The 451-nt window shown below is 42.4% G+C and carries 1 pseudogene; it reads left to right on the top strand.

From position 1 onward, the window contains the following. Positions 1–451, top strand: a pseudogene (locus LFYK43_RS12285) (transposase family protein); the annotation flags it as partial.

The raw sequence follows: 451 nt of genomic DNA, 5'->3' as shown, positions 1-451 counted from the left end.
TTGAAGACCCTAAGCTTGAAGATCAGTATAAAATCTACCATAACCAACCCGCTCGCTTTATTCATCTCTTACAAACTTATTCCTGCTTGTGTCCTAAGTGTGGGCAGACAATGCGAAAAAACGGCTTTAAAACAGTCCACATTGTTGGTCTACCTTCAGGCGGAGTCCTCAATGTTTTCTCGATCCGCAAGCAGAAGTTTATCTGCCCGGATTCACCAGACTGTCCCAAAATTGTTACCAAGATTTCTGACGTCCAAGATGTTGAGCCCAATGCTCAAATTTCGAAGGATGTTAAATACCACTCAATCATGCAACTTAATAATAACCGTACTCAAGCAGATATTGCCGAAGAACACGGGATTTCCACCATGTCCGTCATGCGTTTTGGACAAGAAATGGCAAGTTATTTTAAGCCCAGGTATACTTGGCTGCCACAAGATATTGCCTTTGA

The organism is Ligilactobacillus salitolerans (assembly GCF_003864415.1).
Taxonomy (GTDB): Bacteria; Bacillota; Bacilli; order Lactobacillales; family Lactobacillaceae; genus Ligilactobacillus; species Ligilactobacillus salitolerans.
This window is presented reverse-complemented; position numbering and strand designations above follow the sequence as displayed.